This window comes from Amycolatopsis coloradensis (assembly GCF_001953865.1).
GTDB lineage: Bacteria > Actinomycetota > Actinomycetes > Mycobacteriales > Pseudonocardiaceae > Amycolatopsis > Amycolatopsis coloradensis.
In genome coordinates this window covers 465,393-492,207 of the sequence record NZ_MQUQ01000012.1, presented here as the reverse complement: position 1 = coordinate 492,207, position 26,815 = coordinate 465,393, and the positions used below count along the sequence as shown (strand labels likewise).

Genomic DNA, 26,815 nt, shown 5'->3' with positions numbered 1-26,815 from the left:
TTCATGTACTTCAGACGACAAGGGCGCCGGTGCCGGGAGGGTCAGTGGGGTGGCGGGCCTCAGTCACCGTTCCACTTGGCGTCCTCGGCGTCGGCCTGACGGGTGCGTTCCTTGGCGATGTCCAGTGCGCGCCGGGCCGTCGCCTCGTCCGGGTACGGGCCGAGGAGGTCGACGCTCCGGCCGCGTTCCAGGTGCTCGACCTGATTCGTCTTGGTGTTGAAGTACCAGCCCTGATCCGGGTTCGGGTCGCTCGACATAGGTCTAGCGTGACATCACCCGGACGTCCTGTCATCACTTGCGGTAGCGATAGGGGATCTCCGTGGGATCGCCGGTCGGGCCGAACTCGGCGTTCTCGGGCGGATCCAGTTTTGAGCTTTCGGGCACGTTTTCGCCCATTTCGTCGAACCACCCGCGGTGCACCGGGATGCCGCGCGGCGGGGTGGCAAGCTCCGGCGTGACGGGGATGCCCTGCGGTGGTGAACCGGGTGACACCGGCTGCGGCAAGGGTCCTGGCGGCGGGGTCGCCGGTGGGGTGACCGGCATCGGCGGGCTCGCGGCCTGCGGCGGATCCGGCTGCGGTTCGGCCTGGGGCTGCGGTTCGGCCTGGGACGGCACGGCGGACTGCGTTTCCGGCGTGGCCGGAGGCGCGCTGACCGCCGGAGGCGGCGTCTGCGCCGGAGCCTGCGCCGCCGGAGCCTGCGCCGGAGGCGGCGTCTGCGCGGTCGGAGTCTGCGCGGCCGGAGCCTGCGCGGGAGGAGCTTGAACCGGCTGAGGCCGCACCGGCGGAGGCGCGACCGGGGCAGCGGCGGGCGGGCCTGCCTGAGGAGGGGCAGGTGGCGAGGTCCCACCCGGCACCGGCGACGCGGGCGGACCGGCGGGCGGGGTGACCGTGCGCCACACCGGGGCCGGTCCGATGTTCATCGGCGCCGGGGCTCGCGGCGGCTGCCCGGTCACGGGCGGCGCGGCCTGCGAAGGCGGCGGAGGCGCTTGACGCTGCACTGGCTTCGGGATCGGGTCGAGGCAGGACACGAGCACCGTGGTGTTCGCCGGGTCATCGATCTTCCGGCCGCTGCGCTCGCGGTAGATCATCTCGCCTTCGGTGTCCATCTCGACCAGGTAGCCTGCCTCCGCCAGCTGCTCCTCGTCAAGATCAACGAGCTTTTCGTACCGCGAAGGGACGACGCGGTAGATCGGCCAGGCCAGATGGGCGTTCTCGTGGTGGAACTGGGCCAGCAGGGCGGCCATCTGCTGCTGCCAGGGCAGCGACATCCCTTCGGCCAGCGAACGCGGCAACACCACGTAACCGGGGTCGACGCCCGGCCAGCCCTGGTTCAGCTGGTCGGCCAGCGGCGTGCTCGACGCCGGCCTCGCGGCCTGCCGCGCGGGCTGCGGAGTACCGAAAAGATCGCGGGGATCGACCTCCGGGCCGTGCGCCGCCGCGGGCTTGCCTCGCCTTCCGAATTTCCGTGCCACGTGCTTCATCCTCTGCCAGTGTGCGGCCGCTTGCCGGTGGACAGGCCGCCACTTCGGGTGAATCCGATGGTCCCGCGGTCGCGAAACCACGCTTTCACCATGCTAAACGCCAGGACGGACCGCCTGCGCGACCACTTCGGCCTCGTCGAAGGAGAAGTCGCGGATGTGCACCGGGACCCCGGTCTGCTGCGCCTCGACGATCTTGCCGTCACCCAGGTACATCATCACGTGGTGGATGGTCGCCGGGTTCGACGGGACGGTGGCGAGGAACAGCAGGTCACCCGGCTGCGCCTGGCGGACCGGCAGCATCGCGCCGCCCTTGTACTGGTCCCGCGAAACCCGCGGGATGATGATCCCGGCCGACTCGTATGCCCGCAGCATCAGCCCGGAGCAGTCGTAGGAATTCGGCCCGGTGGCGCCCCAGATGTACGGCTTGCCCTGCTCGCCGAGGGCGAACTTGATGGCCTGTGCCGCGGCCTGGCTCGGCGGCACCACGCTGCCCACGCTCGTCCCACAGCCGACGACGTCGACGATCTGGCCCTCGTTCTGCACGAGGAGCGCCGCCATCGGCTCCCAGTTGTGGTAGCGGTCGGGGAAACCGGACCGTTCCACCCGCTGGGCCGCGTCACCGGGACGCATGTTCTCCCAGTCCGGCACCGCGAGCAGCACGTCGAAGAACTTGTTGACCTGATACGGCGGGTCGGTGACCTGCGCGACGGTGCCCCAGCCCATCGAGGGCCGCATCTGGAAGATGCCGAGCGAGTCGCGATCGCCGTAGGTCAGGTTCCGCAGCTTGGACTCGGTCATCCCGGCCTGGATCGCCACCTGCCACGCGCGCGGCGACAGGGTCCGCTGCTTGCCGATCGAGATGATCAGCGCGACGATCCCCCGCTGTTCCTCGTCGAGTTTGTCGATGTCCGAAGAACCGTGATCGGCCTGCCCGGGCAGGGTCGGCCCGATCGACGCGTCACAGGAGGTCTTGACGACGCCGCCCGCCTGCGCCTCCATATGCTCGGTCACCACCTCGGTGACCGTGTTCGTGGTGACCACCGCGGCGAAGACCGCGGCTATCAGCACGCCGACGATGATCCCGATCTTCATCGGATCAGCCCGCTTGCGTGAACTTGGTGACCCGCCACCCGAAGTTCAGCTTGGCGACGGTGACCCGGACCCTGGGCCCGTCCGTCGGGACATCCACCTCCATCGATCCGGTGAGGGACGACACGACCTGCGGCTCCCCGGTCACCTTCGTGGCGGTGATGTTCGCGGGATCCACCGTCGTCATTTCCCCGGCCAGGTATTCCTCGGTGGTGTACGGCCGTAAGCCGTTCAGCCACTGCTCGGTCGTCGTACCGTCGGGATGGTTCGCCCATGCCGTCACCCACTCCTTGGCGACCCGGACACCGCTCTGGTCAGGTGGTGCGGACGACGGCGGCGGCTGGGTGGTCAGCCTCGGCGGCAGCGTCGACGTCACGGTCACCGGCGCCGCGACGCCCGGCCGTGAGGTGCTGGTCGCCGAAGAACCCGGCCCGGCGGCCGTCTGCCCCGGTTTTCCGATGGCCTTGGGCAGCAGGATGCCCACCGCGGTGAGCGCCACCGCGAGGATCACCAGCGTGCCGATGAGGTGGCGGGGTGAGCGCAGCGGCCACCCCCACAGCCTGCGATAGACCGCGGTACGCCCGCGATTCGTCCGGATCGGCATGGGTCACCGGCCCACTGCGTGGTCGGTGTCCCGGAAGTCCTCTCGGACCTCGAGCCCGCGCGAAGGCCGGTACACCACGAAGACCTGCTTGCCCGCGACGACTTCGGGATCGACGCGGCGGGGACGAGGTGTGGACGGGCCTGCTTGCACCGGTACGACGCCCGAATGGTCGGGAGTGGCGTAGCCGCCACCGGCGGAGTTCATCCGCGACGGCACCACGACCGGCTCCGGTTCGTCGCTCCAGCGCCGGTCGGCGACCGGCGACGTGTCGACGCGGCGGCTCGGTATCTGGACAGGGCTCCGCCCACCCGAGGTGAACATCGAGTCGCCGGGGATGCCCGCGGACGGGTTGTACTGGCCGAACACCGGAACGCCTCCGCCACCACCGGCGGGCAGCGCGGGCATGCCGCCACCACCACTGCCGACCGCGCCCGGCCAGGGCGCTCCGGACCAGGCCGCGGCGGGCCGGATCGCGCCGGAACCGTTGTCGAGCCGCTGGGAACTGGCGAAGATCGTCGCCTCCGGCCGGAATCGCCCGCCGCCGACGGTCGCGCCGACGGGACCACGGAGGTCGCCGTCGACGACGTCGTCGGTGTCGCGGACGTTCTGCCAGAACGCGTCCTGCGGGGTCTGCTCGTTGTTCTTCTTGCGGAAGCGGGAGAAGAGCCCGCCGCGGGGCGAGGGCACCGCGCCGCCGACCATGCCGACGGACATCTCCACCATCTGCCACAGCCGCCGCACGGGGCGGCCGATCATGAACAGCAACACGGTGATGATTGCCGCCAGCGCCATCTTCGTCAGCAGGGAGAGCGAGTTCCCGGCGGTGAAGATCGCCTCGAGCAAGAGCGTGTGCACGCCGGCCAGCACGGAAAGCACCATGAGGTTGAAGGCGACCGCGCCGACGACCTTGAGAATGCGCTGCATGATCTGCGGCTGGAGTAGCGCGATCAGGCCGATCAGCGGAGCCGTCAGGACGAAGATCCTGATCAGCACCTGCGCGAGCAGCACCGTGGCCTTGGCCAGCAACTGGAACAGCGAGTAGAAGATTCCCTGGCCGAGGGAAAGGAAACCGGCGCCGACGCGGCTGCCGTCCTCACCGGTGAAGTACCCGGTCGCCGGACCGAGTTTGGTCGAGATGTCCTTGAACGCGGCCTTCTTGGAATCCACCAGCGCGGTGTCGGCGTCGCCGCCCTGCTGGATCTGGCCCCAGGTGAAGGCGCGGGCGTCCAGCAGCGGCGGACCGTATTGCAGTGCCTGCGGCGAGTCCGGACTGCCGAACTCCCCACGGAGCCAGTTGTCGTAGACGACCCGGCAATGCAGTTCGGTCGGGACGCGGTCCCATGGCTGGCGGGCGGCCACGGCCTCCGGCGTCGCCTGGCACGGTTGCGCCGAGGGCGGCGGCGGCTGGGACGGCGGCGGCGTCTTGGGCTCGTCGATGAAGCCTGCCTGGATGTTGGTCGTGGTCTGCACGATCGCGTTGTCGATCGGATCGAGGAAACGCAGCAGTGCCAACGAAGACGCCGCCAGCCAGACCGCGGCCAGCCCGTACAGCGCCCGTTTGCTGACCGCCGCGAGGTCGCCCCGCCAGATGTTGCGGAACAGCATGATCGACATGATCAGCGCGGCCAGGCCGAACAACTGGGCGTAGATGTTGTTGTAGACCTTCTCGGCCCCGGCCTTGACGGCGTTGTACAGCGGGCTGAGCAGGCTGCCCTGCAACACGGTGTAGTGCAGCGAGTTCGTGGCGCCGACGAGGTTCTTGCCGATGTTGAAGAGCTGGTTGCCAGCCCAGGTGTCGATCGTGGAGTTGGGCGAGGTGATCCCGGCCAGCGGGCCGCAGTCGGTTTCGAACGTGTCCCAGACGTGGCCCGCGTACCCGTAGACGTTGTACGGGCTGCCGCCTTCACCGCGAGCGGTCGCGGGCGGGTCGAGGGCGCCGACCATGCCCGCGCCGGGCCGTTCCGGGTTCGGCGCTTCGCCACAGGCCGCGGCCGACGCCGCCGGAGCGGTCGCCACCGCCTGCAAGCCGAGGATCAGCATGACGACGAACATGGTCGCGCGGCGGCTGGGCATGGTTTTACCCGGTCGCGGCCCCTCTTTGAGACGGCGGCGCAGCGCGTGCCAGCCGGCGGCGAACGCGAGCACGCACGCCAGCGTGATCACCGTGTTCATGCGGCATCCCTGCCGGTGCCACCCTTGCCGGCGCGCGCGTGCTCGCCCTTTTCCCCGTTCGTGATGTGTCCATTTTGGACAGCGCCGTGCACTTCGCCCGTCTCGGCGGCCAGCGGGTCGGGCGCGCCGAGCATCTGCTCGTCGGTGAGGCCGACTTCGAGTTCGGCCGCGAGTTCGAGGTCTTCCTCGAGTTCGAAGTCGTCTTCCTCCGGCGGCGACGCCACGAACTGCTTCTCCGCCGGGACCGCGAGTTCGTTGCCCCGCCGGGAAGGCTTGGCGTCGGGCGAACCCGGCGTGGTGTCCATGACCCGGCGCAGGTGTTCCAGGTGCGGTCCGGAGAAGTCGACGCGGATCCGCTCCACGCCACCGGCACCGTCACCGAAGATGAACTGGCGCGGCTCGACGTCCCGCTGGAGATCGCGTGACGAGCCGGGACGGCGGCCCAGCGCCGCGACGACCTGTTCGTAGCCGACGCCGACCGGGACCTTGAGCAGGCGCAGCGCGTCGGCCTGGGCGTCGTCGTCGTCGAGGCGGCCGACGAACACCGAGTCCAGCAGCGCCACGAAACCCTGGATCTTCAGGAAGTCCGCGGGGATCTGCGAGGACAGCAGCACCCGGACGTTCCACTTACGCGAGTCACGTGCGAAACGGTTCATCAGCACGCGACCGGTCGGGACCTCGGAGAGGAAGAACGCCTCGTCGATCCAGACGCCCTTGCGCAGTTCCTTCGGCTTCTCGTACACCGACCGCTGCGTCAGCCACGCGGCGAGGTTCAGCATCTCGACGCCGAGGGATTCCGCGTCCGTCCAGTACTCGCGCGGGACGCCGTCCTTGGGCAGGGTCAGCCCCGCCATGGTCAGCACGGTCATCCGGTCGTCGCGGGTCTCGGCGTACGGGTCCGCGTCGGTCTCCGGGATGAGCAGCGCCATCCGCTCGCGCATCTCGTCGAGGAAGTCCGCGACGACGACGGCGTGCTCGTGGTGCTCGCTGGAGTCGCGGCGCAGCGCGTCGATGACCTGGCCGGGGTCGGCTTCGAACCGGCCGCCGACCGCGCGGACGGCGCGCAGCAGCACGATCCGGGTCTGCGCCATCCGCGAGACCTCGTACGGCAGGACACCGGTGAGGACGTCGAGTACGAGCCGTCGCCGGGTCGCGCCCGCGAGGGCCTTCTCCCGCCGCCAGGAGCGCTCGGGGTCGTCCTCGTCCATGAAATGCTCGATCTGCGGCTCGGCGACCACCCGGTACGGGTTGAGGATGCCGGGCTGCGCGTTGAGCAGGTTGATGTTCCGCGCGTACGGCCGCAGTTCGGGCAGGTCGCACAGGCGCGACAGCGGTCCCGACGGGTCGAGGATCGTCCAGTGCGCGCCCGCGCGGAGCGTCTTGTAGACGATGCCGCCACCGAGGAACGACTTGCCGCCACCGAGACCGGCGACCATCGCGGTCAGGCCCGAACCGTCGCGGATCTCCTGCGCCATCCACGGATCCCACGCCACCGGGCGCCGGGTCGCGGTCACCGTCTCGCCGAGCAGGATGCCGCGGCGGTCGCCCACCTCGGCCGTCGCCGTCGGCACCGACGAGGACGCCCACACGACCGAACCGCGGCGCATGTACGCCGCCGAGGCCAGCGGCTCGCCGGGGATGAACTCCCGGGCCAGCGCGTACTGAGCCTCAGGGTGCTCGACGGCGATCTTCGGCTTGTAGAGGTCGAGAAGCTGCTGAGCGAGGCGCAGCGCGTCACGCTCTGTCGGCCCGGAGACCGCCAGGCGCCACCAGGAGCGCACACGGGTGGCCAGCGCGGTGAAGCCCGACGTCATCTCGTCGTCGATCTCCAGCACCCGGCCCGCCTGGCGCGCCAGCGACTGCGGCGGCTCCAGTTCGTGCTCGTCGGTGTAGTGCTTGACCTGCGAACGCACCTTGTTCATCTGGCGCTGCAGCTCACCGGCGACCTCTTCCGGTCGCCGGACGTAGATCCGCGCGGACACCTCGACCGCGGCGGGCAGCCGGTCCGCGTGCTGGATCCACGGGTCGTCGACCTCGGGGATCTGAAGACCGTGCATCTGGCCGACGGTGAGGACGGCGAGATGCCGCGAGACCCCGGCGTTCGACCCGGTGCGGCCGCGCACGGTGACCGTCGGCGCGTACGGCTCGGCGTGGAAGTCCGCCGCGTCGGTGAAACTGGCGAGGTCTTCGGGCTCCCAGGCGGCGCCGGGCACCGCGGGCATGTTGCGTGGCGCGGGCAGGCCCAGCGAGCACGAGCGGTGCATCAGCCAGGACATCTCTTCGGCGTGCACCGGGCGGCCCTCGAGCCCGGCCGAGCCGATCACCTGGTCGAGGTGCTCGACCTCGGAGTCGAGCGCGGCCAGTTCGGCGTCGACGGCCTCCGGCAGGATCTTGCGCAGCACCGGCGCGGCGCTCTCGACCGCGCGGTCGATCATCCGCCGGGTCTGCACCTGGATGCCGAGATAGACCTCTTTCTCGGCCATCGAGCGGCCCATGAGCTGCTGTTGCTCACCGATGAGATAGTCGTCGAAGGAGAGCGCCCCTCGGACGTCCTGGGGACGGCCGACGGCGTTGTGCACGTGGGCCTCGGCCCACATGCGGATCGGGTACGGCCGGTTGGTCACGCGCAGGTGCAGCCAGCGGCCCTGGAATTCCGCGTACTGGCCCGCGATGGCCGCGATCAGGTCGCGGCGCTGCGAGTCCGACCGGAACGACCAGCGCTGCGGCGCGAGCCGGTACCAGGCGTAGACCTCATAACCGGTACGTAACAGGTGCCCGTCGATGCTTCGCGCCGCGATGGACGGGGTATAGGCAGGTATCGCCGCCTCACCGGGCAGCCGCCTTCCCTTGCCGGCCTTCTTGGGCTGCGCGGAGCGGACCTGCTGGGGCTGGCTCCAGGCCCCTTGCTGCAGGTCACGATCACGTTTTCCTCGGCTTCCGCCGCGACCGAACAACGACTACCTCCCGGCCCGAGCCGCAGGGCGGCTCCGACGCGCTCGTGGTGTTCCCTGAGCTCCGGCGCCGCCGCCGTAGCCGTGTTGCTGGTACTGCCGTCTCCTGCGGTGCTTCGGCAACGGGCGGGTCGCCCGCACCCGGACGCGGGAAGCGCTGGCCGCGCCGCCCGTACCCGTGGTCCGTTCTCTAGGTGAGTTGAGCTCTTTCGCCGCCATCCCGGCCACCGCGCCCAGCGGGCGCTCGTGGCTGATCTTGGACGTGATCAATCTCGTGATCACAATTGTGGCGACGAAAGCCCAGGCGGTCGAGAAGAACCCGAAGCTCCAGCCCGCCCACCGTTCGGCGGTGAGCACGAGCAGGAAGACCGGGATACCGACGAGCCACGCGACGTAGCGGGCCCTCCAGGGAAAAGTCGCTTTCGGCGGGCCGAGCCACACGGCATCGACCCGGTAAACCTCGTCATCGGTGCGGATACGCAACGCGGGCCCTGCCTCAGCCCGTGAAGAGGCCGGCGATCCACTGGCCCACGTTGACTCCGGCACCACTCACCGCGAGGCCGATGATCGCCAGCGCGATCACGACACCGGCGAGACGGCGCATGACACCGGCGTTGTCCCCCTTGCCGCCACCCAGCCACAGCAGCAGAAGTGCGACGGCCAGCAGCACCAGGGGGATGATGTTGTCGATCAGCCAGGTGCGGACGTTGCCGGTGCCGAGCTCGCCGGCGGCCAGCGTGTCGAGGGTGGTCAAGGTCATCATCGCATTACTCCCGGTGCGCGGAGAGGGGGTTCGCGCGGTTCTGGCTCGGTGGTGCTTCGAACATCATGACGTCACGAGGGGTAGTGGTCAAAGCGCGCTCTGTGGATACCTCTTGTATTACGCAGCGTCTGCTGAGCACAGAGCGAGGCGCAGCACCACGACCATCCTCGGTCTCCATCATCGTTGCAAGGGTCGTCAGGATTAACCCCGGCCACCCGGATTTCGCAGTGTGCTGACGAACTCACCCGGTTGCGAGATTCTTGCTCACTGTGAGTACGGGTCGGCGGCCGGGAATCGGGCCACGACCAGTGTGACATGACTCGTTCGGTGGCTTTCCGCGAGTCCACTGCGTGAGCGCGTATTCGACAAAAATCATGGGCACCGATCAGGGGAAGTCACGCTTCCGTTACCCAAAGCGAAAACCGAACCCGCATTTTCACTACATAGCGTAATTATTGGCCCTTGGAGAACACATTCGCGGGAAAAGCGCCTGCTTCGACGGCCTGGCGGCTCAAGGACCCGCACAGCTCGTGAAGCCGCTTGGTCTTCTCCTCGCCGAGGTGCTCCCACGGCCCGGTCGACGCCGCGTTGGTGGCGACCTCGATCCGCTCGCGAAGATCGTTCCCGGCCTCGGTCAAGCCGCCCTCGGCGTCGAGGACACCCTTCTCGCGGAGAGCGTCGCCCGCGGCGTCCCACTGCTCGTCGCTCCAGCCACGGGTAGCCTTGGCCGCGGCGGCCTGGAAGCCCTTGCCGGTGGCGGTGTGCGTGACGAGAGCTTCGAGCCCGCCGAGACCGTTGAGGACGAGTGCGGCGATGTGGCCGTCCCCGCGGTGCTCACGCAACAGGGTGACGGCGTGCCAGAGGACGAGGTGCGGCTCGCTCGGCCAGTCGAGGTCGGCGTGCCCGGCGTAGAGCGGGCGCCCGTCGGCCTGGCAACCTCCGGTCGCCTCGCGGGCGAGTTCGGCGGCCTCGGCGACCTGTTCGGAGTCGATGGTGTCCTTGCCGAGCAGCCGGGTCAGGGTCGCGTCGACCGCTTCGAACCTGGCCTCGATGATCCGATCCGGGCTGGCCAGCGTCCACGCGCGCGGGATGTGGCGGGCGACCAGCTCGGGATTGAAGTTGTAGAACGTGGCGGCGACGACACCCGGGCTCACCGCGCCCATGGGGGCCGCGCGGCCCGCGAAGTACGTCATGCGCCCCGGCCGGAGTCCAGCGTCGGTGAGCGCGGCCTCCGTCTCGGGGGCGAAATAAGTGAGGGAATGCAGTGCATCGAACGTCCCGCGGAACCGTCCCGTGACCCGACTCGCTTCGCCCATGGGTGCACCCTACCGGCAAGTAGTCAGGGGGCGCAGCGTTCCAAGGGGCCGAGGTGGGAAGCAAGGGACCTTTGCTATCACTTCCGCAGGTGGGGCGAATTCTCGGGGAATGAGGCAGGGGACGGTCCGTGAAGAAATGCCCACCGCGCGCTCCCACCCCGGCCTGAAGTACATGAAGGCCCCCTTCCTTGCGCCTGGCGCAAGGAAGGGGGCCTTCATGTACCGGGACGAGCCGGCGTGTAAGCCGGATCCTGTCCTCGCCTCGCCTCGCGGCTGAGCGAGTGGCGGCCATCCATCTAGGCCCGCCGTCGCCGGCGGGCTCGAGCGGCCTACCCGCAGACTCGGGCGGGCAGCCCTCGGTCGTCTGCGCAGGAGCCTCGGGGCTCCCTCTTGGCCTTGCTCCGGGTGGGGTTTACCTAGCCGTCCTGGTCACCCAGGACGCTGGTGGTCTCTTACACCACCGTTTCACCCTTACCTCCGCCCGCGAAGCGCGCGGAGGCGGTCTGTTTTCTGTGGCACTGTCCCGCGGGTCGCCCCGGGTTGCCGTTAACAACCACCCTGCCCTGTGGAGTCCGGACTTTCCTCGAACCGGTCTCCCGGCTCGCGGCCGCCCTGCCGACTCGTCCGTCGGCGAATCCTACTGCACGGGGGTGGGCAGGCGATTCAGGTTGCGCTACCCGTCGGGTCTGATCACGAACCAGCCGTGGCCGGTGCCCTGTCCGGTCCATTCGCCGGGCCGCGCGTTGGCGAACTTAGCCGAGCTTCGGCGAAGGACCGCATCGCGTCGTCACGGGTGGCCGCCCGGACCTCGCACACCCGTTGCGCGCCTCCGCACTGTTCCGCCTGGCGACCGACCGGACCCCGCCTGTCGCGCGATGGTGAGCAGTTCCCGGTCATTTTCGCGAAGGCATGGGCGGGCATTCCTACCAATATCTTCAGGCAGGCGATCACCACTCCGAGCAGCTTCATGGGAAATACGGCAAACCGGAGCGGCCGGTTCGATTTCTGCCCACTTACTCAAGTGTGATGTGAATCACATAGCATGTTTGAACCGTTTCTCGCCGTCATACGTACCGGCCGATTAATGGTAATTGGAGCACTACTGCACATGGCTTACGGCGAAAGTCTGCGCTACGGTGTACCGACCTGTGAAATCCTCCACCGCCGAGGAGGTCGCGAACCCTATGGAAGCAGTGAGCAGAGGGTGCAGGTTCGGCCGCGGGAGACCCTGTTCAGCCAGGTCCTGTACCTGACCGGCCATGATCGACAATGGACAGAGGACGTTGTCCAAGAGACGCTGATTCGCGCCTGGCAACATTCCGACACGCTGAACCGCGAGCCGGGAATGCTGCGCGGCTGCCTGCTCACGGTCACGAAGCGGATCGTGATCGACGGCTGGAGAAACCAGAGCGCCCGGCCACAGGAGGCGGAGCTGGAAAGTCCCGAAAACGCCGAAACAGCGGACCAGGTGGATCAGTCGCTGTCCGCACTCGCCATTTCCGAGGCACTACGATATCTGGACAGCAAATACCAGGCTGTCATCTACGAGACATATCTGACCGGACATACGGTCCGGGAGGCGGCGGTGATATTGGGAATACCGGAGGGCACGGTCAAATCACGGCTGTACGCGGCTATGAGGACATTGCGACGGTCGTTAGGAGAGCTGGGTTCGCGATGAGGAAGCGAAAGACGAAACACACCGACGTCGCGGCCCTGTGTGCTCGGTGTGCTCGATCGAACCGAGGCATACGCCTTCGAAGAACAGCTGCGGGCACCAGGTCGCGGGATTCTCGTCGGTGGAGAACGCGCTGGCGAGGGCCGATCCGCCCTGCCCTCTGGCGCCACCCGGCGGCGCGGACGGCTGTCGCTGATCACGGCCAACCTCGTGGTGATCTTCCTGGCGTGTGTCGTCGTCACAACGATCGTCTCGCCGGTTTCCGCGGGACTCGCCGGATACGGACATCGACCAGCGCTTACTCCTACGACCGCTTACGTTCGAGTAGTTTGCCGCAAGCCGACACGACGGTCTCTTCGGTGCATACCGAAGTAAATCCCGAGAGTCCCTTCGGTACCGAAGCGCCACGCCGCCGGGCTGCTGGGTCGCGACAGCGAACTCGACGCGATCACCGGACTGTTCCGGCGGGCGAACTGGCCGAGGCGGCCGGGTTCACCGTCGCGATCGCCGCCGCGTCCCGGCTGGAGACGCATTCGAGCCGAGGCACTGACCGAACTCGGCGCGTCGCAGGACCGGCACGGACAGGGTGAGAAGTCGATCAACACGTTGTGGCAGGCCGCGCGGTCGAGCAAGCACTGCGGTGCGGAAATGCGCGGGCAAGCCTGGCGATGGTGAAGGACAACGAAGACGGCTCACCCAACAGGAGTACCGCGTCGCGGCGATGGCGCCACAAGGTCTCACCAGCCGGGAGATCGCCGAGGCGCCGCACCTGACCTCGCCGGACCGTCGAACTGCATTAGGCCGGGGCCTACCGCGAACTGGGGATCACCGGGCGCACCGAATTGAGTTCCGCGCTCGGCCGTTCCCAGCGCTTGGACGGTGATTGACGGTCTCCGTGCGCGGCGGGTTCACTCCGCGGCATGCCGGGAATCGAATCCGAACCACTCAAATTCGCCTACTGGGTCCCCAATGTGAGCGGCGGGCTGGTCACCAGCGACATCGAGCAGCGCACCGACTGGGGATACGAGTACAACCGGGATCTCGCCGTCCTCGCGGAGAACAGCGGGTTCGAATACGCGCTGAGCCAAGTCCGCTACACGGCCAGCTACGGTGCCGCCTACCAGCATGAATCGACCGGATTCAGCCTCGCGCTGCTGCTCGCGACCCAGCGGCTGAAGGTGATCGCGGCGATCCACCCCGGGCTGTGGCATCCCGGCGTGCTCGCGAAGTTCATCGCCAGTGCGGACGTGATCTCCGGTGGGCGCGCGGCGGTCAACGTGGTCAGCGGCTGGTTCAAGGACGAATTCACCAACCTCGGTGAAGCGTGGCTCGAACACGACGAACGGTACCGGCGTTCGGAAGAGTTCATTCGCGTACTGAAGGAACTCTGGACGAGCGACCACGCCGAATTCAACGGTGATTTCTACCGGATCCACGATTTCGACATCAAGCCCAAACCGGTCGGGCGGCCGCATCCGGAGATCTTCCAGGGCGGCAATTCGACCGCGGCGCGGAAGCTCGCGGGCCGGGTCTCCGACTGGTACTTCAGCAACGGCAAGGACTTCGACGGCTTCAGCGAGCAGGTCTCGGAGGTCCGCGGCTACGCGGTCGAGAACGATCACTCCGTCCGCTTCGGGCTCAACGGTTTCCTGATCGCGCGGGAGACCGACAGCGAGGCGAAGGCCGTGCTGCGCGAGATCGTCGAGAAGGCGAACACCGACGCCGTCGAGGGATTCCGCAACGCCGTCAAGCAGGCGGGAAGCTCCACTTCGGACAAGAAGGGAATGTGGGCCGACTCGGAGTTCAAGGATCTGGTGCAGTACAACGACGGCTTCCGCACCGGGCTGATCGGCACGCCGGAGCAGATCGCGGACCAGGCCATCGAGTACAAGACGCGCGGGGCGAACCTGTTGCTGCTCGGATTCCTGCACTACCTGGAGGACGTCGAGCACTTCGGGAAGCACGTGCTGCCGGTGATCCGGGCCAAGGAGGCGGACCTCGAGCGAGGCGCCGCCACCCCCGAACCCCTCGTCACCTCCGCCCCCTGACGCGTTTCGTCCTCTAGTTGCGGTCCTTGCACGCGCAACTACCGCAACTAGAGGACGAAACGCGGGCGGTAGGGAGGGGGCTAGGGCAGGTGGACGGTCTGGCCCGGGTGCATGGTGGGGCCGCAGTCCTTGAGCGGACCGCCGAAGCGCGCCTTCTCGACGTCCGGCAGGGTCTTCGCGGCGTAGTCCTGGGCCGCCTTCAGCTTCTCCGGGCTGGAGACGGCGTCCTTGCGCACGAAGTCCCCGTTGCGCGGCCCGCTGCCCGGGTACACGAAGATCGGCTCGTAGTCGCGGTCGATCCGCGGGTCGACGGTGATGCCGTTGCCCGCGGCCCACGGGCCCCACGAGTGGATGAAGGTCGGCTTGACCTTGTCGAACACGTAGTCGCGCAGGCCAGGCAGGTCGCCGTTCTTGAGGAAGTCCGCGACGTCCGCCTCGACCAGCCCGGCCATGTCGACCAGGTGCAGGCGGCTGGTCATCGACGAGCCGCCGAGGTCGGGCAGCAGCAACGACGCCTGCTGCAAGCCGAGAATGTCGGCGATGGTGTTGAAACCGCGGCCGAACCGGTCGGCGATGAGGCACGCGGGCACCGTCGGGACCTCTTGGAACTTCTCCGACGACGACGCGAAACCCATCCCGGACGGGATCGCGGCCGCGACCAGCACGAGCACCACGACGGTCCGCAGGGCCGCACGCGAACGGCGCAGCAGTTCGCCCGCGGCCAGCGTTCCGGCCAGCGCGGCGAGAATCCAGATCGGGGTGGCGAAGCGGTGCTGGCCCATCCAGTCCGGCACCATCACGCCGTAAGCGATGATCCCCAGCGCCAACGGCGTGAGCAACGCGATCAGCGCGCGCCGCCATTCCGCGCGGACCAGCGCGTAACCGAGGGTCAGGGCCAGCAGGATCGTCCCGGCGACACCGGCGTAGCCGACCAGCTCGAACGGCTGCTTCAGCGCCGAAAGGCCGGGAAGTCCCTGCCCCTTCGCGATCGACGGGTTCGCCAGCAGCCTGCCGAACTCCGCGATCCGCCAGGCGAGATACGCGCCGAACGGGATCGCGAACGCGACCACGGACACCACGATGAACTTGACGCTCTGCCCCAACAGCGGCTTCCGCAGCTGGAAAAGCACGACGAGCGGGTACGCCCCGCCGTAGATCAGACCTTCGGGACGGGTCAGCGCGGCGAACGCGACGAGCACCCCGGACCAGATGGCGATCTTCGCGGTGAGCACGGTGTTCTTGCGCACGGCCACGAACAGCAGCACCGCGAGCCAGGCGACGGCCATCCCGAACAGGGAGTTCTCCAGACCGGAGACGGTCCAGATGACGAACGACGGGATCGCGGCGAGCGTCAGCCCGACGACCAGCGTCGCCAGCCAGGCGAAGCGCTTGAAGACCTGCTTCGCGGCGATGTGGCAGGCGGCCAGCGTCCCGGCGGTGAACAGGAGCCCGAGCAGCTTCGGGAACAGGACGTAGTCGGGAAGGCCGAACAGCGTTCCGCTGTCGAAGATCCCGAAAAGCTTGCCGACCGCCAGCAGCACCAGCCACGTCGAGTTCGACCATCCCTCGACCGACGGCTGCCCCGGCTGCAGCACGGGGCCGAGCCCATCGGCGAAGCTGCGCGCGTAGGAGAAGGTGATGGCCGCGTCGTCGACGATCCAGTGGCCGTAGAGGGTGGCGTGCCAGGCCAGCGCCGCGACACCGGCCAGCACCGCCAGGTACGGCGCGATCCGGGCGGCCGGGCCACGACGGGCCGGCGTCTCCGCCGGGTCGGGCACGTCTTTTTCGGAAGCTTCGCTGAGTGCGCTCGCCGTCATGTCCCCGTCTTCGCCTTTTCGCTCACGTGCCCGTCGCCGAAACTGTAGCCAATACCCCATCGGCTGCCCGCGACACGTCATATCCAGGCGTGATCCGCGCCACATTCACGGCGCGTCAGGACAGATGCGAGATGTCGTTCACCAAGCGGACCGAGGCGTTGCCGTCGGGGTAGAACTCGACGATCGACAGCGAGGCCAGGTCAAGGTGCAGTCGAAACAGCAGCGACGGCCCGGCGTCGAGGCCCATCCGCAGCAGCGCCTTGATCGGCGTGACATGGCTGACCAGCACGAGTGTCCGCCCGCCGTACTTCGCGATCAGCTCGTCGCGGGCCTTGCGGACCCGACGGTGGACGCCGTCGAAGCTCTCGCCGCCCGGCGCCGCGATCGAGGTGTCCGAAAGCCAGGCGGTCTGGAATTCGGGGTCGCGGTCCATGGCCTCTTTGAAGGTGAGGCCTTCCCAATCGCCGAAGTCGGTCTCGATCAGCCCGGGATGGGTCTCGACGCGGCCGCCGAGCGCGTCCGCGATCGCCTGCGCGGTCTGCTGGGTGCGGATCAGCGGTGAGGCGATGATCGGCGCGGCCTCACCGTCGACGACCAGGCCCTCCATCGAGCCGAGGCGTTTCGCGGCGGCGGCCGCCTGCTGCTTGCCGTGCTCGGTGAGGGGCACGTCACCGCGGCCGGAGTAACGCTTCTCGACCGACATCGCCGTTTGGCCGTGCCGCACGAGAAGCAGTTTCGTCGGTGTCCCGGTGGCGCCGGTCCAGCCGACAGGGCTGGTCCTGTCCTGCTTCACGGTCTTCGGCGCTTCTGAGTTCTTCGCGGCCCCGGCGTCCATCGCCTCGTTCGCGAGCCCGTCCGCGTGGGAGTTCTCCGCGCGCGGGATCCACTCGTAGCGCACGCGGGAAAAGCGCGCCGCGAGTTCCTTGGCTTCGGCGTTCAGCGGCTGCATCGACGGATGCTTGACCTTCCAGCGCCCGGACATCTGCTCCACCACGAGCTTCGAGTCCATCCGGACGTCCACTGTGGACGCTCCGAGTTCGGCGGCCGCGGCGAGCCCGGCGATCAGGCCGGAGTACTCGGCGACGTTGTTGGTCGCGATCCCGACGTAGGCCTTGCGCTCGGCCAGCACCTCACCGGTGTTCGCGTCCTTGACGACCGCGCCGTAGCCGGCGGGCCCGGGGTTGCCCCGCGAGCCACCGTCGGCCTCGATCAGCACGTGGTCGGTCACAGGCCGGACTCCAGTGTGCGCACCAGGATGGCGCCGCAGTTCTCGCACTGGATGACGTTGTCCTCGGGAGCGGCCTTGATCTCGGCGATCTCGCGACGGTCGATGTCGAGCTGGCAGGCGCCGCAACGGCGGGCCCGCAGCAGCGCCGCGCCGATGCCCTTGTGCGCGCGGACCCGCTCGTAGAGCTTCAGCAGGTCTTCCGGAAACCGCGGCAGGAGTTTGGCGCGGTCTTCGTCGCGGCGGGCCTTCGTGGTGTCGAAGTCGGTGAAGTTCTCGTCACGGCGGCGGACGGCCTCGGCGACCTCGTTCTCGGCCTTCGCGACCTCGGCGCTGGTGCGCTGGGCGTCGAGATCGAGCGCCTCGCGGCGTTCCATCAATTCGAGCAGGTCGTCCTCGAGCGCGGCCTGACGCCGGTTGAGGCTGTTCAGCTCGTGCTCGATGTCGGTCATCTGCTTCGCCGCGACGGAGCCGGATTCGAGGAGCTTGCGGTCGCGGTCGCCGCGAGCGCGCACCGACTCGATCTCCTTCTCCTGGCGGGCGATCTCACGGTCGAGGTCGGACGCCGCGGTCTGGACCGAGACCAGCGCGTCACGTCGGTCGCGCACCGTTTTCTCGCCCGCGTCGATCTCGGCGATTTCCGGCAGGGTGCGGCGGCGGTGGGCGGTACGCGAGAGTTCGGCGTCCACCTTCGCGAGTTCGAGCAGCTGGCGCTGGACGGCGGGGTCGGCCTTCACGGTGCTCCTTGTGATTCTTAGTGCTCGGTTCGGGTGGCCCGTAGCGTCCACGGGTCGGTGCACCGCGTGGAGACGTGAATGTCGACGTTACCCGCAAACGCGGCGCGGACGACGGCCGAGGCTTGCTCGCACCACGGCCATTCGCTCGCCCAGTGTGTGACGCCGACCAGGGCGGGGACTTCGGCGATCTCGGCGAGGTGTTCGCCGGCGGGATGATGCCGGAGATCGGCGGTGACGTACGCGTCGACCCCGGCGGCGGTGGCACGCTTGAGATAGCTGTCGCCGGAACCGCCGGAAACGGCGACGCGGCGGATGGGGCGGGCCGGATCGCCCGCGCCGTAGACGCCGGGTTCCGTGCGGGGCAAGGCGTTCGCGACGCGTTCGACGAAGACCGAGAACGGTTCGGGGGCGGGCAGTTCGCCGATGCGGCCGATGCCGGTGACGCCGTCCTCGCGGGGGTCGAGCGGGCCGAGGACGGTCAGGCCGATGGCGTCGGCGAGCGCGTCGGAGACGCCGGGTGACGCGGAATCGGCGTTGGTGTGCGCGCAGTAGAGGGCGACGCCCGCGCGGATCATGCGGTGCACGAGACGGCCCTTGGTGCTGTCGGCCGGGACGCCGTGCACGCCGCGCAGCAGCAGCGGGTGGTGCGCGACGATCAGCTGCGCGCCGTCGGCGATCGCCTCGTCGACGGTCTCGTCGACCGGATCGACACAGAACAGCACCTTGTCCACGTTCTCGGCGGGGTCGCCGCAGACGAGTCCGACGGCGTCCCACGATTCGGCGAGTTCGGGCGGGTAGGCCTGCTCGAGGGCGGCGATGACTTCGGCTAGCGCGGGCACCCGGGGATTTTCGCATGTAGCGTTTCCGGACATGCGACTTCGGGTGCTCTGTGCCGTCGTGTTGCTTCTCGTGGGCCTGCCCTCGCCCGCTTCGGCGTCCTCAGGTTTTTGGACGTTGACCGAATTGGCCGCTCAGCGCGGGCAAATCGCCGACAAGGTCGCGGCCGCCAAGTTCGGCACGCCGTCGCCGATCGACGACCCGGTGCGCGAACAGCAGATCCTCGACTCGGTGGCGGCGAAGGCGCCCGGTCTCGGCCTCGACGCGGCGAGCGTGGTGCGGTTCTTTCGCGACCAGATCGAAGCGAACAAGGTCGTGCAGCGCGGCCTGTACGCGCGGTGGACCACGCATCCCGGCTCGCGGCCGCCGGGACGGCCCGATCTGGCGACCGAGGTCCGGCCGGTGATCGACCGGCTCAACGCGGGTCTGCTCACCGAACTCGCGGCGACGCGGGACGCGCGGGCGCGGCCGTCCTGCGACGCGCGGCTCGCGGTCACGGCGCGGCTGGTCGACGCGCGGCGCGGGCTGGACCGGCTGCACTCGGTGGCGCTCGGGGAGTCCGTCAGGTCGGCCTGCTCCCACCGCTGACCGTGGGGCGGGAGCAAGGGACCTTTGCTATCACCTGCGCCGCTGACCTGCCCGGCCCGGCCTGCGCCGCGTGTCGCGTGGCGCGTGTCGCGTGGCGCGTGTCGCGTGGCGCGTGTCGCGTGGCGCGTGGCGCGTGGCGCGTGGCGCGTGGCGCGTGGCGCGAAAGCCACTTTCGGGACGTCTGATGTCCCGAAAGTGGCTTTCGCGACACGCTCCGGATCGACCAACCGCGCCGCTGACCTGCGAAAAGAGAGCAGGGGACCTTTGCTATCGCGGCGGCAGGAGGGGCGAGGTCACTCCAGCGCCTTCGCGTCCTTGTTGACTGCCCAGCGGCCTGCCGCGCGCATGACGCGGCCGGTCCAGAGCATCGCCCGGTAGGCCTTCGTCGAGTGATCGGGGACGTCGGAGTGGTCGACCTGATAGGGCGCGACGGACGCGCTCGACCGGAGGTGCAACGGCATCCTGGTCATCGCCTCTTTCGGCGATCTCGCCTGGACGAAGCGGTGTTCCGAAAGGATCCGCCCGACCTCGTAGGGGTGCGGATGCTTGACGGTGATGCGGTACCAGTGGAGCCCGGTTGCCGGGGATTCCACGGTGGGTGTTGGGGCGCTCATACGCGACCTTCCTGCGTGTTTCTTCCCAGGAGGTCTACTCCCGCTTCACCCCGGCTTTCCAGCTTCGCGCGCCCGGAAGCCGTTCGGAGCCGGTGAGCGGTCGACTCCCCCTGCCTTCACACTGATCGGGTGGTGCACATCGTCTTCGTCTGCTCCGGCAACATCTGCCGCTCGCCGATGGCCGAACTCGTCTTCCGCACGAAGGTCGAGGAGGCCGGTCTCGATCACCTCGTGCAGGTGTCCAGCGCGGGTACCGGCGGCTGGCACGTCGGCGAGGCCGCCGACAAGCGGGCCCGCGCGAAGCTGGCCGAACACGGCTACCCGACCGGTCACGTCGCGGCCGAGGTCGATCGTGGGCATCTCGCCGCCGACCTGCTGCTCGCCGCGGACGACAGCCACCTCACGTTCCTGAAGCGCAAAGTGCCGGACCCGTCGAAGGTCCGCCTGCTGCGCGAGTTCGACCCGTCCGCTCCCGAAGGCGCCGAGATCCCGGACCCGTATTACGGCGAGGACGACGGTTTCGAGGACGTCCTCGGCATGATCGAGCGGTCCGTTCCCGGCCTGCTCGACTGGGTGCGCGCACACGCCTGAGGCGGACCGCTTACCGTGGTGGGGTGCGGTTGAAGTTCCTGCTGAAGCCCGGCTGGCTGGCGTTGACATTGGTGGTGTTCACCTTCGCCGTCTGCTGCTTCACCCTGCTGGCGCCGTGGCAGTTCTCCCGCAACACCGAGCGCGAGCACCAGAACGCGGCGCTGAGGGAGTCGTTCACCGGGCAGCCGAGGTCGCTCGACCAGCTGCTTCCCGACGGAGCCGCCCCTGATCAGCGCACCGAATGGCACCTGGTCGCGATGAAGGGGACGTACCTTCCCGAGGGCGAGGTCGTAGCCCGTCTGCGCTCCGTGCAGGGCGAAGCAGCCTACGAGGTGCTGACGCCGTTCCGGACCGTCGAAGGCACGATCGTGCTGGTGGATCGCGGCTACGTCCGGCTCGACGACAAATCGCGCGCGCTCCCCTTCGCCCGGCCGCCCGCCGGGACCGTCGACATCATCACGCGGGCCCGTCACGACGAGCGGGACGGCAAGAACCGCGACGCTTTCGCCGACGAGTCGACCGGCGGGAAGCTTCAGAGCTACGTAGTCGATTCGCAGGTCGTCGCGCGGGCCGCGAAGCTCGACATCCGGCCCGGCTACTTCCAGCTCGACGTCGAGCAGCCGGGCGTGCTGGGGGCGCTGCCGCTGCCGCAGACCGACTCGGGACCGTTCTTTTCCTACGCGCTCCAATGGATCGCGTTCGGGGCCATGGCGCTGATGGGCTGGCTGTACTTCACCGTCCGCGAGCTGAAGCCGGGCGGCGTGCTGACCACGGAACGGCCGCAGCGGCGCAAGAGTGTCGCGGAGATGCTGGCCGAGGACGAGCGATCCGAAGTGGCCACCTGACCCGGCGTGAAACTGGACCTTTTATAGGTCCATTGTGTGTACTCATACTCGATCATGCTGATTCACCCGTGGGACGCCGCCCACGACGACGCCGAGTGGAAGGCCTGGCTGTCCGGCCACGACTTCGGCCAGCTGATCGCCGGTGGCGCGGGCCGTGACCTGCCGATCGTCAACCCGGCGCACTTCATCTACGACGGCGACCGGACGATCCTGCTGCACCTCGCGCGCTCCAACCCGGTCTGGCCGTTGCTCGAAGAGCATCCGCGCGCGCTGCTCGCGGTGACCGACGACCACACCTACATCCGATCCGGCTGGAACACCCCGGCCGACCCGCCGCACGGCGTCCCGACGTCGTATTACGCGTCCGTCCAGCTCGAATGCGACGTCCGGCTGATCGACGACGCGCGGGAGAAGGCCGCGCTCCTGGACCGGCAGCTGGCACACTTCGAGCCCGGCTCGGGCCGGTTGGCGGTGAGCGCCACCGGGGCGCCGGACAAGCGGCTGCTGCCTGCCATCCGCGGGGTCGAGCTGACCGTGACCGGGGTGCGGGCGAAGTTCAAGTTCGGCGGGAACAAGACGTCCGGCGACCGGTCACGGATCGATGCCGAGCTGGAGCGGCGCGACGGTCCGAGGGACGCGCGGGCACGGGCGCAGCTGGCCCGGCGGGAGCGGTGAACTCACGCCTCGTGAGCGGAAGGACACCCTTCTCAAGTGCGTGAAAACCCCCTCACGCACTTGGGGGAGGCGGCGACGAGGAGCTATTTCCGCAGTTCAGAGCGCCCGGCGATAGCAAAGGTCCCTTGCTCCCCCGCTGCTCACCTGAAGTCCGTGAAGCCGGGGGTCAGCGCCGCCGCCAGAGGCCCATCAAGACCGCCAGCACCACCGAGCTGATCGCGCCCAGCCACCCGGCCACCCGCGAAAGCTCCACGGCCCGCGTCACGTGCCCGGCGTCCGGGTTGCGGCCGATGCCGAGCACCGGCAGTTCCTCGACCCCGTGCGGGTACACCGTCCGCCCGCCGACCCGGACCTCCAGCGCCCCGGCGAACGCGGCTTCGACGCGGCCCGCGTTCGGGCTCGGGTGCGCGGTCGTGTCGCGGCGCCAGGCCCGCCAGGCGCCGCCCGCCGAGCCGCCGACGACCGGCGCGGCGAGGACGGTCAGCCCGGCGGCGACCCGGGTGGGCACGAGATGGACGATTTCGTCCAGCCGCGCGACGAACCAACGGTACCGCTCGGGACGCCCCCGGCCGAGGCCGCGCAGCAGGCTGATCGCGCGCGAGCCGAGCAGGCCGGGCGCACCGGCCAGCGCTCCCCACACCAGCGGCGCGATGACGACGTCCGCGGTGTTCTCGGCGAGTGTTTCCACCGAAGCACGCGAGAGGCCGATGACGCCGAGGTCGTCGGCGACTCGCGGGTCCAGTGTGGACAGTGTGCCGCGGGCGGTTTCGAGTTCGCCTTCTTCGAGATCGCGCGCGAGCGAGGTGCCGCTCGCGGCGAGGCCGGCGGCGCCGAGGACGGCCCAAGTGGTCACCGCGGTCGTGGTCGCCTGCAAGACAGGACTGCGTCGCCCGGCGCGTTCGACGAGTACGCCCGCCAGCACGGCGGAACCCGCGAGACCGCCGGTCCACAGCAGACCGGCCGCCGGGTGTTTCGACCGGACCTTCACGTCCATGGCCGAGGCCGCCCTGGCGAACGCCGTCACCGGGCGGCGTGAGCGGGGATCCCCGATCGCCCCGTCCGCGACCACCCCCAACACCAAGCCGATCGCGCGTGCCGCGCTCACCGTCGCCCCCTGCATGCCGTTTCCCTCGAAAGACCTGCAGAGATTACTCGAAGATCATCTGTCCGACGCCGAGGGCCATCTCGTCCCGCGCCTGGATGACGATGGCCCGCATCGCGCGTTCGGCCCGGTCAGGGGCGCCCGCGTCGATGGCGGCCGCGACTTCGACGTGCAGCGCGACGGCTTCGGGCTGCGGTTCCTCCGGCATCAGGCCATGCTCGGTCCGCCCGGCGAGCACTTCGGCCACGACCGCCGAAAGCTGCGCGAACATCGGATTCCGCGACGCGGTCAGGAGCAGCTCATGGAAAGCGACGTCGTGACCGAGGAACGTCGCGAGATCCCGGCGGCGCGCCGTCTCCTCCAGCCGCTTCGCCAAAGCCCGGAGACGGCCGCCCTCTTCCGGCGTCGCCCGCAGCGCGGCGAACCGGGCCGCGCACGGTTCGACGCCGGAACGCAGTTCGGTCAGCGTGCGCAGCGCGGTCTTCCGCTCGGAGCCGTCGAGCTGCCAGCGGAGCAGCCTCGGGTCGTAATGGTTCCAGTCACGTGGCTCGCGCACGATCATCCCGACCCGGCGTTTGCTGCTGGTCAGGCACATCGTCTCCAGTGCGCGCACGACCTCGCGCGCCACCGTGCGGGACGCGCCGAACCGCTCCTGGATTTCGTCGGAGCGCAGCACCGAACCCGGCGGGATCTCCCCGTTCGCGATCGCGGAGCCGAACGCGTCGAGCATTTCGGCATGCCTGTCGTTGCCCACCAGGCGACCTTAGCGTTCTGACTCGATTAAGTAGTACTTGATATTGCTTAAGTAGTACTTTTGAGTTGTACTCATCCGGCTACAACGACGTGGGAGGTACGGATGACCGTCATCGTGGTGATGGGTGTTTCCGGCTCGGGGAAGACGACCGTCGGCACGGAACTGGCCGAACGCCTCGGCGTCGACTACGCCGAAGCGGACACGTTCCATCCGCGGGCGAACATCGACAAGATGAGTTCCGGCCACCCGCTGAACGACGAGGACCGGCAGCCATGGCTCGAAGCCATCGCCGGCTGGATCTCCGACCACCAGGACTCGGGCGGCGTCGTCACGTCGTCGGCCCTCAAGTACCGGTACCGCGACGTCCTGCGCGGTGGCGGCGACGTCTGGTTCCTGCACCTGCACGGCGACCGCGCCCTGCTCGCGGACCGGATGAAGACGCGCTCCGGGCACTTCATGCCGGTGTCCCTTCTGGACTCCCAGCTCGCCGACCTCGAACCGTTGCAGCCGGACGAGTTCGGCTACGTCGCCGACATCGCCAAGTCACCGGAACAGATCGTCGAAACCACCCTTTCCGCCTTCAAGGACCGCTGATGACCACCACTCTCGCCGCCTCCTGGACCGGGCACGACACTCGCCTCATCGGCGCGACGGTGCTCGCCATCGCCGCGATCGTCGTGCTGATCACCAAAGCGAAACTGCATCCGTTCCTGGCGCTCATCCTCGGCTCCGGCGTGCTCGGGCTCGTCGGCGGCATGCCGGTGGACAAGCTGATCAAGAGCTTCAGTTCCGGCGTCGGCTCCACGGTCGCCTCGGTCGGCGTGCTGATCGCACTCGGCGCGATGCTCGGCAAACTGCTCGCCGACTCCGGCGGCGCGGACCAGATCGTCGACACGATCCTGCGCCGGGCGAGCGACCGGACGCTGCCGTGGGCGATGGCACTGGTCGCCGTCCTCATCGGACTGCCGATGTTCTTCGAGATCGGCCTGGTCATGCTGATCCCGGTGATCCTGCTGGTCGCCAAGCGCACCGGGAAACCGTTGCTGCTGCTGGGCATTCCCGCGCTCGCCGGGCTTTCGGTGCTGCACGGCCTCGTCCCGCCGCACCCCGGACCGCTCGCCGCCGCCGGCGCGCTGAACGCGAACGTCGGCCTCACCCTCGCCTTCGGCCTGCTCGTCGCGATCCCGACGGTGATCGTCGCCGGGCCGCTGTTCGGCAGGCTCGCCGCCAAGATGGTCCCGGACGCCGTCGCGCCGGAACGGCTCGTCCCCGAATCGTCCTCGGGAGACCGGCGGCGCCCCGGCTTCCTCGCCACGTTGTCGACAGTGTTGCTGCCGGTCGCGCTGATGATGGGCAAAGCACTCGCGGACATCCTGCTGGAGAAGGAAAGCCACGTCCGCCGCGTGCTCGACTTCATCGGCGACCCGCTGGTCGCCCTGCTCGCCGCCGTCCTGCTCGGCATGATCACCCTGGGCAAGGCCGCGGGCTTCACCCGCGACAAGATGTCGTCCACCATCGGAGACTCGCTCCCGCCGATCGCCGGCATCCTGCTCATCGTCGGTGCGGGTGGCGGCTTCAAGCAGACCCTCGTCGACGGCGGGGTCGGCAACGTCATCACCAACCTGGCGACCGGCGCGAACCTGTCGCCACTGCTGCTTGGCTGGCTGGTCGCGGTCGCGATCCGCCTCGCCACCGGTTCCGCGACGGTCGCGACCGTATCCGCGGCGGGCATCGTGGCACCGCTCGCGGCGACCATGGACCCGTCGCACAGCGCACTGCTGGTGCTGGCGATCGGCGCCGGTTCGCTGTTCTTCTCGCATGTCAACGACGCCGGGTTCTGGCTGGTCAAGGAATACTTCGGACTTTCGGTCGGGCAGACGCTGAAGAGCTGGTCGATCATGGAGACGATCATCTCCGTGGTCGCGATCGCCCTGATCCTTCCCCTCGGCGCACTCCTTTAGCGACCGCCCGGTTGACATGTGACCTTTTGGTCACCTATTCTTCTGGCGTGCCCGACGACGACCTGGTTTTCAAGGCCCTGGCGGATCCGACTCGCCGGTTCCTGCTCGACCAGCTGTTCGCGCGTGACGGCCGCACACTGACCGAACTCGAGTCCGAAGTGGACATGAGCCGGTTCGGTGTGATGAAGCATCTGAAACTGCTGGAAGAAGCCGGACTTGTCGTCACGCGCAAGGAGGGCCGGGAGAAGCGGCATTTCCTCAACCCGGTTCCGATCCGGCAGATCCACGACCGGTGGATCGACAAGTTCACGGAACGCAACGTGACCATGTTGCTCGACCTCAAAGCCGAACTCGAAACCGAGGAGCCACCCTCATGACCGACACCACCGTCGCCACGACCCAGGTCTACCGCGTCTACATCAAGGCCACCCCGGAGAAGATCTGGGACGCCATCACGAAGCCCGAGTGGTCGCAGAAGTACGGCTACACCGGCCTCGTCGACTACGACCTGCGCCCGGGCGGCAAGCACGCCACCCACCCGACGAAGGACTTCATCGACGCCGGATTCACCAGCGACCTCACCGACGGCGAGGTGCTCGAAGTCGATCCGCCACGCAAGCTGGTCATCACCTGGAAGCTGCTGATGGACCCGTCCTTCGAGAAGGAGCCGTACACCAAGCTCACCTACGAGATCGAAGAGACGAAAACCGCGGGCACCCGGCTGACCGTCACCCACGACGTCACCGACGCGCCCACGACCGCCGCGCTGATCAACGGTTCGCAGGAGGACATCAACGCCGGTCCGGGCGAGAACGCCGGTGGCGGCTGGGCGTGGATCCTGTCGGACCTCAAGTCTCTGCTGGAGACCGATGAGCCGCTGGTCCCGGCCGCTTCCTGACGCTCCGCCAACGCGTGTGAAGGCCCCCTTTCCTCGGCTCAGTCGAGGGAAGGGGGCCTTCACGCGCG

General features: G+C 68.7%; 26 protein-coding genes and 1 other RNA gene. 10 read left to right on the top strand and 17 right to left on the bottom strand.

What is annotated here, in order from left to right; genetic code table 11:
• Positions 1-59: 59 nt before the first annotated feature.
• The 10 genes from BS329_RS23605 to rnpB form a co-directional block, all read right to left on the bottom strand.
• Positions 60-257: a hypothetical protein gene (locus tag BS329_RS23605; RefSeq protein WP_076163388.1), complete on the bottom strand. Its 198-nt coding sequence runs from the start codon at positions 255-257 to the stop codon at positions 60-62.
• A 34-nt stretch (positions 258-291) separates the two neighbouring features.
• Positions 292-1,482, bottom strand: coding sequence for a hypothetical protein (locus BS329_RS23600; RefSeq protein WP_244197260.1), 1,191 nt, complete (start codon positions 1,480-1,482; stop codon positions 292-294).
• 93 nt (positions 1,483-1,575) lie between these two features.
• The gene (locus BS329_RS23595) at positions 1,576-2,574 is read right to left on the bottom strand and encodes a C40 family peptidase (RefSeq protein WP_076163386.1); all 999 of its coding nucleotides are present in this window, start codon (positions 2,572-2,574) and stop codon (positions 1,576-1,578) included.
• A 4-nt stretch (positions 2,575-2,578) separates the two neighbouring features.
• Positions 2,579-3,175 carry a hypothetical protein gene (locus tag BS329_RS23590; protein ID WP_076163385.1) on the bottom strand — a complete coding sequence of 199 codons (597 nt, stop codon included), beginning with the start codon at positions 3,173-3,175 and terminating at the stop codon, positions 2,579-2,581.
• A gap of 3 nt (positions 3,176-3,178) precedes the next feature.
• The gene (locus BS329_RS23585) at positions 3,179-5,347 is read right to left on the bottom strand and encodes a hypothetical protein (RefSeq protein WP_076163384.1); all 2,169 of its coding nucleotides are present in this window, start codon (positions 5,345-5,347) and stop codon (positions 3,179-3,181) included.
• Complete coding sequence (locus BS329_RS23580; protein ID WP_076163383.1) at positions 5,344-8,301, bottom strand: ATP-binding protein; 2,958 nt, start codon at positions 8,299-8,301, stop codon at positions 5,344-5,346. Before BS329_RS23580 ends, BS329_RS23585 begins: the two co-directional genes overlap by 4 nt.
• 3 nt (positions 8,302-8,304) lie before the next feature.
• Positions 8,305-8,781 (bottom strand): hypothetical protein, encoded by a 477-nt coding sequence (locus BS329_RS23575; protein ID WP_076163382.1) that lies wholly within the window; start codon positions 8,779-8,781, stop codon positions 8,305-8,307.
• Between the two features lie 13 nt (positions 8,782-8,794).
• Positions 8,795-9,061 (bottom strand): hypothetical protein, encoded by a 267-nt coding sequence (locus BS329_RS23570; protein WP_005166545.1) that lies wholly within the window; start codon positions 9,059-9,061, stop codon positions 8,795-8,797.
• A gap of 452 nt (positions 9,062-9,513) precedes the next feature.
• On the bottom strand, positions 9,514-10,377 hold the full coding sequence (locus tag BS329_RS23565) for an SCO6745 family protein (RefSeq protein ID WP_076163381.1): 864 nt from the start codon (positions 10,375-10,377) through the stop codon (positions 9,514-9,516).
• Between the two features lie 224 nt (positions 10,378-10,601).
• An RNA gene (rnpB, locus tag BS329_RS23560) (RNase P RNA component class A) lies at positions 10,602-11,000 on the bottom strand.
• A 485-nt stretch (positions 11,001-11,485) separates the two neighbouring features.
• On the opposite strand from rnpB, the gene BS329_RS23555 reads away from it, so the two are divergent.
• Positions 11,486-12,058 (top strand): sigma-70 family RNA polymerase sigma factor, encoded by a 573-nt coding sequence (locus BS329_RS23555; RefSeq protein ID WP_084750100.1) that lies wholly within the window; start codon positions 11,486-11,488, stop codon positions 12,056-12,058.
• Between the two features lie 917 nt (positions 12,059-12,975).
• Positions 12,976-14,103, top strand: a complete 1,128-nt coding sequence (sfnG, locus tag BS329_RS23545) for a dimethylsulfone monooxygenase SfnG (RefSeq protein ID WP_076163380.1) — start codon at positions 12,976-12,978, stop codon at positions 14,101-14,103.
• An 80-nt stretch (positions 14,104-14,183) separates the two neighbouring features.
• Here sfnG and BS329_RS23540 read toward each other — a convergent pair whose 3' ends face one another.
• The 4 genes from BS329_RS23540 to BS329_RS23525 all read right to left on the bottom strand — a co-directional run bounded on the left by BS329_RS23540 (position 14,184) and on the right by BS329_RS23525 (position 18,721).
• Entirely contained in the window at positions 14,184-15,920 is a 1,737-nt protein-coding gene (locus tag BS329_RS23540; RefSeq protein WP_076163379.1) for a hypothetical protein, read from the bottom strand.
• Positions 15,921-16,035: 115 nt separating this feature from the next.
• A complete protein-coding gene (locus BS329_RS23535) occupies positions 16,036-17,148 on the bottom strand; it encodes a bifunctional RNase H/acid phosphatase (RefSeq protein WP_208619259.1) in 1,113 nt (370 codons plus the stop codon).
• Positions 17,145-17,882, bottom strand: a complete 738-nt coding sequence (locus tag BS329_RS23530) for a zinc ribbon domain-containing protein (RefSeq protein ID WP_076163378.1) — start codon at positions 17,880-17,882, stop codon at positions 17,145-17,147. Before BS329_RS23530 ends, BS329_RS23535 begins: the two co-directional genes overlap by 4 nt.
• A 17-nt stretch (positions 17,883-17,899) precedes the next feature.
• Complete coding sequence (locus tag BS329_RS23525) at positions 17,900-18,721, bottom strand: Nif3-like dinuclear metal center hexameric protein (protein ID WP_076163377.1); 822 nt, start codon at positions 18,719-18,721, stop codon at positions 17,900-17,902.
• Positions 18,722-18,752: 31 nt separating this feature from the next.
• Between BS329_RS23525 and BS329_RS23520 the strand changes: the two genes are divergently transcribed.
• On the top strand, positions 18,753-19,307 hold the full coding sequence (locus BS329_RS23520; protein WP_076163376.1) for a chorismate mutase: 555 nt from the start codon (positions 18,753-18,755) through the stop codon (positions 19,305-19,307).
• A 293-nt stretch (positions 19,308-19,600) separates the two neighbouring features.
• Here the strand turns inward: BS329_RS23520 and BS329_RS23515 are convergent, their stop codons facing one another.
• Positions 19,601-19,921: a hypothetical protein gene (locus BS329_RS23515; protein ID WP_076163375.1), complete on the bottom strand. Its 321-nt coding sequence runs from the start codon at positions 19,919-19,921 to the stop codon at positions 19,601-19,603.
• Positions 19,922-20,050: 129 nt separating this feature from the next.
• Between BS329_RS23515 and BS329_RS23510 the strand changes: the two genes are divergently transcribed.
• From BS329_RS23510 to BS329_RS23500, 3 genes are read left to right on the top strand one after another with little or no spacing between them, the layout of a single operon-like run.
• Entirely contained in the window at positions 20,051-20,512 is a 462-nt protein-coding gene (locus tag BS329_RS23510; RefSeq protein WP_076163374.1) for a low molecular weight protein-tyrosine-phosphatase, read from the top strand.
• A gap of 23 nt (positions 20,513-20,535) precedes the next feature.
• Entirely contained in the window at positions 20,536-21,357 is an 822-nt protein-coding gene (locus tag BS329_RS23505) for an SURF1 family cytochrome oxidase biogenesis protein (RefSeq protein WP_076163373.1), read from the top strand.
• Positions 21,358-21,411: 54 nt separating this feature from the next.
• Positions 21,412-22,032, top strand: coding sequence for an FMN-binding negative transcriptional regulator (locus tag BS329_RS23500; RefSeq protein ID WP_076163466.1), 621 nt, complete (start codon positions 21,412-21,414; stop codon positions 22,030-22,032).
• A gap of 166 nt (positions 22,033-22,198) precedes the next feature.
• Here BS329_RS23500 and BS329_RS23495 read toward each other — a convergent pair whose 3' ends face one another.
• Both BS329_RS23495 and BS329_RS23490 read right to left on the bottom strand, forming a co-directional pair.
• Complete coding sequence (locus BS329_RS23495) at positions 22,199-23,152, bottom strand: cobalamin biosynthesis protein CobD/CbiB (RefSeq protein WP_208619258.1); 954 nt, start codon at positions 23,150-23,152, stop codon at positions 22,199-22,201.
• A gap of 28 nt (positions 23,153-23,180) precedes the next feature.
• On the bottom strand, positions 23,181-23,864 hold the full coding sequence (locus BS329_RS23490; RefSeq protein WP_076163372.1) for a FadR/GntR family transcriptional regulator: 684 nt from the start codon (positions 23,862-23,864) through the stop codon (positions 23,181-23,183).
• A 126-nt stretch (positions 23,865-23,990) separates the two neighbouring features.
• Between BS329_RS23490 and BS329_RS23485 the strand changes: the two genes are divergently transcribed.
• From BS329_RS23485 to BS329_RS23470, 4 genes are read left to right on the top strand one after another with little or no spacing between them, the layout of a single operon-like run.
• Positions 23,991-24,482 (top strand): gluconokinase, encoded by a 492-nt coding sequence (locus BS329_RS23485; RefSeq protein ID WP_076163371.1) that lies wholly within the window; start codon positions 23,991-23,993, stop codon positions 24,480-24,482.
• Positions 24,482-25,849 (top strand): GntT/GntP/DsdX family permease, encoded by a 1,368-nt coding sequence (locus BS329_RS23480; RefSeq protein WP_076163370.1) that lies wholly within the window; start codon positions 24,482-24,484, stop codon positions 25,847-25,849. The genes BS329_RS23485 and BS329_RS23480 overlap by 1 nt, the downstream gene beginning before the upstream one ends.
• Before the next feature lie 47 nt (positions 25,850-25,896).
• Positions 25,897-26,226, top strand: a complete 330-nt coding sequence (locus BS329_RS23475; RefSeq protein WP_076163369.1) for an ArsR/SmtB family transcription factor — start codon at positions 25,897-25,899, stop codon at positions 26,224-26,226.
• The gene (locus BS329_RS23470) at positions 26,223-26,747 is read left to right on the top strand and encodes an SRPBCC domain-containing protein (RefSeq protein WP_076163368.1); all 525 of its coding nucleotides are present in this window, start codon (positions 26,223-26,225) and stop codon (positions 26,745-26,747) included. The genes BS329_RS23475 and BS329_RS23470 overlap by 4 nt, the downstream gene beginning before the upstream one ends.
• The last annotated feature ends 68 nt before the right edge of the window (positions 26,748-26,815 follow it).